This is a genomic window from Symbiopectobacterium sp. (assembly GCF_047692315.1).
Lineage (GTDB): Bacteria > Pseudomonadota > Gammaproteobacteria > Enterobacterales > Enterobacteriaceae > Symbiopectobacterium.
This window is the reverse complement of record NZ_JBLLJS010000023.1, coordinates 379,870-386,523: the sequence shown is the minus strand read 5'-3', so window position 1 is coordinate 386,523 and position 6,654 is coordinate 379,870. Positions and strand designations below refer to the sequence as shown.

Below are 6,654 nucleotides of genomic sequence, written 5' to 3'. Positions count from 1 at the left end.
ACCTCCAAGCCCATTTTTGTTTATTTTTTATCCATTGATATCAAATCGATAAATTAGCATTAACTCTATGAAATCCCATGAGTTCCCGCTAGATCCCGCCAATTCCCGGAAGTATCAAATAAATCACCTCTCTATACATTGCGGAGCAGCCTGATTACGATGAGTTGAGAGCGTATGTGATCTCGGAAAGCCTGCGCGACGAAGTACCTAGACTGGAAGCCGTTATTGCCAAAGGCATCCCCCCACGCTGCCTGAAGGCAGCCAGTTCTATGACGCGCAAACCGTACCCGATGCCCTGCGCCAGTACGCGCCAGGCTACCATCGCCTGGAAAGACCCGAGCATTGGCACCTGCTGGTGTTTGAGTTCAACAATCAGCGCTACTACCTGCTACAAGATGGCGAGTATTACACGCTTCTGGAGCACTTGATTGACGGTTTCGCGCCGCTGGTCATCCTGCTGTGCATTCTGTGCGCGTTCTGGATTGACCGACTGACTTCGGCGCGCGTTACCGCCTCCATTACACGCTTGGCCGAAGTGGTGCAGCGCAAGCAAAACCCTTCCCCTTTCAGGATGCAAGTGACGAAATCGGCGTGCTGGCGCGCGCATTTGCGCAGCACAGCGATGAACTGGAGCAGTTTTTGCATCGTGAGCGATGCTTTGTGAGCGATACCAGCCATGAATTGCGCACACTGCTGGCCATCATTGGCGGAGCGGCGGAAACCATCATGCACCAATTGCCTGCCGACAGCCACTTGGTACCAAGCGCTGAACGTATCGTGAGCACCACGCAGGAAATGCAACGCCAACTGACCTGTCTGCTGTTGCTCTCGCGCAATCCACAAACCTTAGCCCGAACCGATGTGCCTCTGCGCCCTTTGATCGAGGAGTGTATAACACGCTGCCAACCCTGGCTGACAAAAAAGCCAGTGGCGCTAATCCTGGATGCGCAGCAAAACCTGCAAGCACACACCAATGCTGAACTGGCGCGCAGTGTGATCTGGAACCTGATGCGCAATGCTTGCCAGTACACGGAGCAAGGTGAAGTACGCATTGCCCTGCGTGGCACAACACTGATCATTTCTGACACCGGTCCAGGTCTGCCACCCAGCATCGATCCGCAACAATTTCAGCGCTTCCAACATAGTGCACGCCAGCGTGGTGAAGGGCTTGGCTTATCCATTGTGCAACGTATTGTGGAGCATTTGGGCTGGCACATGGTGGTCGAAAGCTCGGAAAAAGGTTGCCACTTTACGCTGGAAATGCGCCATACAGAATGACGCATTCGCCCACATTAAAAAAAAATTATTTTTTAGTACACATCGCTTCTCCCGGTGACTTAAAATCTTCGCAGTACCATTCATTCACATCATCAGAAATAACATTTTCATTTACTGTCACCTTGCTGTCATCCAATCCCGTTAACAGTTCTGGCTCAATTTTCACGAACCAGACTGACTTACCGTCGGTTACGACATGATCAGACAATGATTTAAGGTTTTTCACGTCAGTATCCGGCGTAAAAATCGGGAAAGGTTTACCATAAATATAAAAACCTTTTTTATCAGCCGTCACGCTAAAAGAAAGACATTTAAAAGTACTCGCATCAAACTCATTATTTCTTTTACCACGAAAATAAAGCGCATCATCAATAGTCGCCCATCCAAAACATTTCTCATGAATGTTAACATTCTTTTTATAGGGTACTGTGGTTGAATTACTTTCTCTAAAATAATATTGATTTTTATCGAATGCCTGATTCGTTCCTTTTGTCTGGAACGTTGCCACGTCAGAGCCTTTTAACACCGAACCATCACGCATAAAGATGTGTTTGCCACCGCTGAAGAAAGGAAAATCCAAGGCCTCAAATTTCTCCCAGTCGATGTTAACGGTCACTTTCTTGCAATACGCATATGTCCCAACATTGCTAACCAGAAAGGAATCAATCGCTTTTGCTTTTTCCGGGTTAAAAGCCTTAGGCAAGGCAATAGCATTGCAGTAATAAGTACCATTAGCTTTCCCTACCCCAAATGCCGTATCGGTATAGATCACCGAGAAATTCTCAGGTTTAACATTTTTCATCGGCACTGCGGGTAGATTCACAGCATTTTGATAGTTTAATACACCATCAATAACTTTATATGGGTATTTCACACCGCTGTATGCTGCCGTCGTTTTTTCTGCAGCGATAGCCAATGATTGAGAAAAGCCGCATACCCCACCCATTAGCGCAACCAATAAATTAACAGCTTCTTTTCTCACTTTATTTATCTCCTTTTAAAAATTTTCTCATACTATAAAAAGACGTCTACACCAGAGGAAAACTGTCTTTGATAGATATAGCCAGAATTGATAAAGTATCAATTTCTTCATGTAGCGTAAATTGTAAAAAACACATTAAGGATATCTGAAGAAAATCCCCATAAATATTAAACCATTATGTCTTGCAAAAGAAAAAATCAGAATAAAACACCAACATCTATGATTTTAATGAAGCAATACAGCTTGTACATTCGTTTTCCGGCAAAGGGAAACACCGATGACAGCGAGATAGACTCGCACATTACCATTCCTATTTCCCGATTAAAGTGGCATAATCTTCTTCAATTCCATAATAAAACAAAAAAAGGACGTTGTGTTATGAAATTGCTACCCACTAAAGCTCAATGGAAAAAATGGAGCTTACCCAGTAAAATGACTGCTGTTGGACTTTATATCACCATTGTTCCGCTAATTTTTAGCATGATTTCGTATGTATTGATTAATGTTGGTCACTGGCTTGATGAACAAGTTGATATCACGACTGTTACACTTTCACTCGCAGATATTGAAAAAGAAAGTGGCATTACTTTCAACCATGATGAAGCGAACATGAAAGTAACCTATCCAAAGTTAACATACATATCTTGCCAAATGCGTTTCTGAAAAAAAATCAATCAGGAAATAGAAAGCAATGTCATGGAGTATATTGACAACCATCTTCTTGAGTATCAGGTAAATTATGAGAAAGGTGTACTATTAGAAAACCTGATAAGTTTAAAAATAGATCAATACTATTACTACAGAGGTGCGATTAATGGTAACAATTCACAATTCACAATTCACAATTCGCCATAAACATCAATCCTGACGATAATAGAATTTTTGATATTTTTGATATTTTTGATATTTTTGACGCGCAGCGGGACGCATTAAATGAAATAAAATCAATTATTAATGGAAAAATTGGTGAAGTTTGTGATGGTGGTTTTTTTGAGCAGGAATTGATGAAGGTCAGCTTTATTCCTCGTTTTTTCATTATGCCGAATACTATCGATTTTATTTTCAGCGAATATGAAATCACGCCTGGTGTGTGCGGCGGTGTCACCGTCAAAATTGACTATAATGAAATCGTAGATTATGTAAGAAATGATGGCCCACTAGGGCAATTAAAACCTTCTACGGGTATCTAGGCAGCGCACCAACATTTTATCAATCGAGTAATGAAAAGCATGCAAGAGTTAAAACGATAGCTATGTATTATTTTTTTGAGTGCCAGCATATATCTCGCCACTTGCTATTTTCACGCTACAGCGAAAAATTAGAGTGATTCTGTCTTCTATCTTACAGATTTAATCTCGATAAATACAGAAAAAAATAGAATTTTCATCCTATACTTCCCAAAAAACACACAAGGAGTAAGCATGAAAGTTTGGCCAATCCTCACTGGTGTCGCGCTATCGCTGGCCTTGGTAGCGTGTAAATCCCCCTCTCCACCCAAAGGGGTAAATCCTATAACCGATTTTGATGCTGAGCGCTATTTGGGCAAGTGGTATGAAATAGCTCGTTTGGAAAGCCGTTTCGAACGAGGTCTGCAACAAGTGACTGCAACCTATGGAAAACGCAGTGACGGGGGGCTAAGCGTGCTGAATCAAGGCTACGATCCGATAAAGAAGCAGTGGAAATCGAGCGAAGGGAAAGCCTATTTCACCGGTAAGGCTACGACGGCGGCACTCAAGGTCTCTTTCTTTGGCCCATTTTGTGGGGGGATATAACGTCATCGCACTGGATGAACACTACCAGTACGCGCTTGTCACTGGGCCGAACCGCGATTACTTATGGATCCTGTCGCGTACTCCTGAACTCCCGGTTGAAATAAAGCAGAACTATTTATCTGTGGCAAGAACCCTCGGTTTTGCGGTGGATAACCTGCTTTGGGTAAATCAGCAGCCAAACTGATATCACGAGCGTTGTTTATTAGCGAAGAGCGAGGGAGCCAGTCCTTCTCTGACGACATGCACTAGTCAGCCAGATAACCGCGCTACAGACAGACGCTCGCAAATAACATCTCGGCGCTGACTCCTTCACGCGCTGTTCGCGCACCGCTCGCCGAGCCATGCCAACCATTATTCCCAATTCTGCGCAGTTTTGGTCGAAAGCGGTAAAACATCACTCTCTGGGACCGGCAGGGCAAGCTCCTCTCGCACGCGTTCAGGGCTAAAGTAAAATAGGGTAATAAATCCACTTTGGTCACCAGCACAGCTTCTGCCTGGCGAAACATCACCGGATATTCATGCCAATTTGATTTAAATGCCATTAAGCAGATCGAAAAAATAATTTATATTGTCAAAATAATAAAACTGACTGGAAACGAGAAAGGAGGTTCCCCTCCTTTCTCCTTGGTAAACGTTTACAAGGTAAAGCGCGATACCACCTGTTCCAATTGAACGGATTGATCTTCCATTGACTGCGCCGCTGCCGCTACCTGCTCTACCAACGCCGCATTTTGCTGCGTGGTATTATCAAGCAGGTTAATGGCAATATTGATCTGATCGATGCCTTTGCTTTGCTCCTCGTTGGCAGAGCTGATTTCAGCAATGACGCCTGTTACGCTGTTCACGCCGGTCATCAACTCTTCCATGGTTGATCCTGCCTGTCGCACCAGGCTGCTGCCTTGTTCAATGTTGGTTACCGATTCCTCGATCAGTGCCTTGATTTCCTGAGCAGAGGTCGCACTCCTTTGTGCCAGTGAACGCACCTCACCGGCCACCACGGCAAAACCGCGCCCATGTTCACCTGCCCGCGCGGCTTCCACGGCGGCATTCAGCGCCAGAATATTGGTCTGGAAGGCGATGCCATCGATCACGCTGATAATCTCAACCACCTTGTTGGATGACGCATTTATCTTCGTCATGGTAGAGACCACTTCATTCACCACCACAGCACCTTTGTGAGCAATTCCGGACGCATCATCGGCCAATCTGCTGGCATGGCGTGCGCTCTCCGCCGTCTTCCGCACCGTGCCCGCCAACTCTTCCACGGAAGCCGCTATCTCAACAATAGAAGATGACTGCTCCTCTGTACGTGAAGAGAGATCGACATTGCCGCTGGCAATCTGCCGCGACGCAGACGACATGGCCAGCGCACTTTGCCCGACCTGCTGCATCAACTCTTGCAGGTAGGCGATGAAGTCATTAAAGCTCTGCACCACCGCATTGAATTCAGGATTTTTACTGGCCGGCAGTCGTTGGGTTAAATCCGCACCGCCTCTGGAAAGCGCCAGAATATTGTGCTGCAACAGTTTCAGGTTTTTCATGAAAATACGGAAGATGCTGACCAACACAATCAGCAACAACAAACACAGCGCTCCCTGAACCACAGTGAGTTTTGTCAGTATACTGCTGGTGTGTCGCGTCAGATGGCTGGACGGGATATCCGCAACCAGATACCAGGGGCTGCCAGCGATCGGTTGAACCAGCAAGGTGTGCTCTCCATCGGCCCCTTCATAGGTTCCCTCCACAGAAGCGTTACCGGCACGCAACAGCAACGCCTGCAACGGTGATGACGCGAGGGTATTCAGATCTTTAAGATTAAGGAGAGCGGCTTTACCCTGATCCGGCTGACCGTTCCCCACCACTTTTCCATCGGCTTCCACGATGAGTACATTACCTTCAACCGCAGTACTCATCTCATTGGCAAGCTTATTGAAAAAACCCAATGTTACATCAATGGTCGCCACACCCCAGGGTTTACCCTCGCGGGTGATCGCCATGGCACAGTTGGTGCGCGGTTGCGGGCTGGCGGCATCTTGATAGGCTTTGGCCCATGCACACTGGCCTTTAGTTGCATTCATCCCATCCTTATACCAAGGCTGCTCCCAATATTTTTCTGATTCTGGCTGGTTCCATACCGTATTGACATTCAGTTGGCCTGCCGCATCGCGCGCAAAAAAAGTACTAAAGCGATCGCGCGCTGCATCACGCACGCCAGGCAATGGCCAAATTCCCCCACCAAACACATTCAGATCGTTGTATTGGTTAACCAGATTGGGCAACAGTGTATCAATCTGCTCGCTGCTTAATGCACTGACCAATTCGGTAATGGTTTTCTGCTGCGCCTGCACGCGGTTCATTTGTTCCGTGATCGCTCGCGCCTGCCGGTCGACGGTAAGACGGATCAGGTTACTTTCGTTTTCAATCAGTTGAGGCGAGACAAATTGGTGGATAACCACAAACGTGAGAATCAGTAATAACCCGAAGAAACCGATAAGAAATATGCTAAAGCGCGCCTGCGTCGTTTTTAAAATGCCAGTTTTCCACATGCTATACGTCCATATTTTATAAGGGAGGGATACGTTATTCTTAACGACGTTAGCAGGGAATTCTTTAGCGGGAGAA

General features: G+C 46.0%; 6 protein-coding genes and 1 pseudogene. 5 read left to right on the top strand and 2 right to left on the bottom strand.

Going from position 1 to position 6,654, the window contains the following annotated elements; genetic code table 11:
* Nucleotides 1-355 precede the first annotated feature (355 nt).
* Both ACMZI0_RS14325 and ACMZI0_RS14320 read left to right on the top strand, forming a co-directional pair.
* Nucleotides 356-664 (top strand): hypothetical protein, encoded by a 309-nt coding sequence (locus ACMZI0_RS14325; RefSeq protein WP_415673430.1) that lies wholly within the window; start codon nt 356-358, stop codon nt 662-664.
* Nucleotides 592-1,278 carry a sensor histidine kinase gene (locus tag ACMZI0_RS14320; RefSeq protein WP_415673429.1) on the top strand — a complete coding sequence of 229 codons (687 nt, stop codon included), beginning with the start codon at nt 592-594 and terminating at the stop codon, nt 1,276-1,278. Before ACMZI0_RS14325 ends, ACMZI0_RS14320 begins: the two co-directional genes overlap by 73 nt.
* Nucleotides 1,279-1,303: 25 nt before the next feature.
* On the opposite strand, the gene ACMZI0_RS14315 is transcribed toward ACMZI0_RS14320, so the two are convergent.
* Nucleotides 1,304-2,260, bottom strand: coding sequence for a DKNYY domain-containing protein (locus tag ACMZI0_RS14315; protein WP_415673428.1), 957 nt, complete (start codon nt 2,258-2,260; stop codon nt 1,304-1,306).
* Between the two features lie 243 nt (nt 2,261-2,503).
* On the opposite strand from ACMZI0_RS14315, the gene ACMZI0_RS14310 reads away from it, so the two are divergent.
* From ACMZI0_RS14310 to blc, 3 genes and pseudogenes are all read left to right on the top strand, one after another.
* On the top strand, nt 2,504-2,923 hold the full coding sequence (locus ACMZI0_RS14310) for a hypothetical protein (protein ID WP_415673427.1): 420 nt from the start codon (nt 2,504-2,506) through the stop codon (nt 2,921-2,923).
* 167 nt (nt 2,924-3,090) lie between these two features.
* The gene (locus ACMZI0_RS14305; RefSeq protein ID WP_415673451.1) at nt 3,091-3,450 is read left to right on the top strand and encodes a DUF3298 domain-containing protein; all 360 of its coding nucleotides are present in this window, start codon (nt 3,091-3,093) and stop codon (nt 3,448-3,450) included.
* 231 nt (nt 3,451-3,681) lie between these two features.
* A pseudogene (gene blc / locus ACMZI0_RS14300) lies at nt 3,682-4,216 on the top strand (outer membrane lipoprotein Blc).
* 451 nt (nt 4,217-4,667) lie between these two features.
* On the opposite strand, the gene ACMZI0_RS14295 reads toward blc, so the two are convergent.
* The gene (locus tag ACMZI0_RS14295; RefSeq protein ID WP_415673426.1) at nt 4,668-6,578 is read right to left on the bottom strand and encodes a methyl-accepting chemotaxis protein; all 1,911 of its coding nucleotides are present in this window, start codon (nt 6,576-6,578) and stop codon (nt 4,668-4,670) included.
* Between the last annotated feature and the right edge of the window lie 76 nt (nt 6,579-6,654).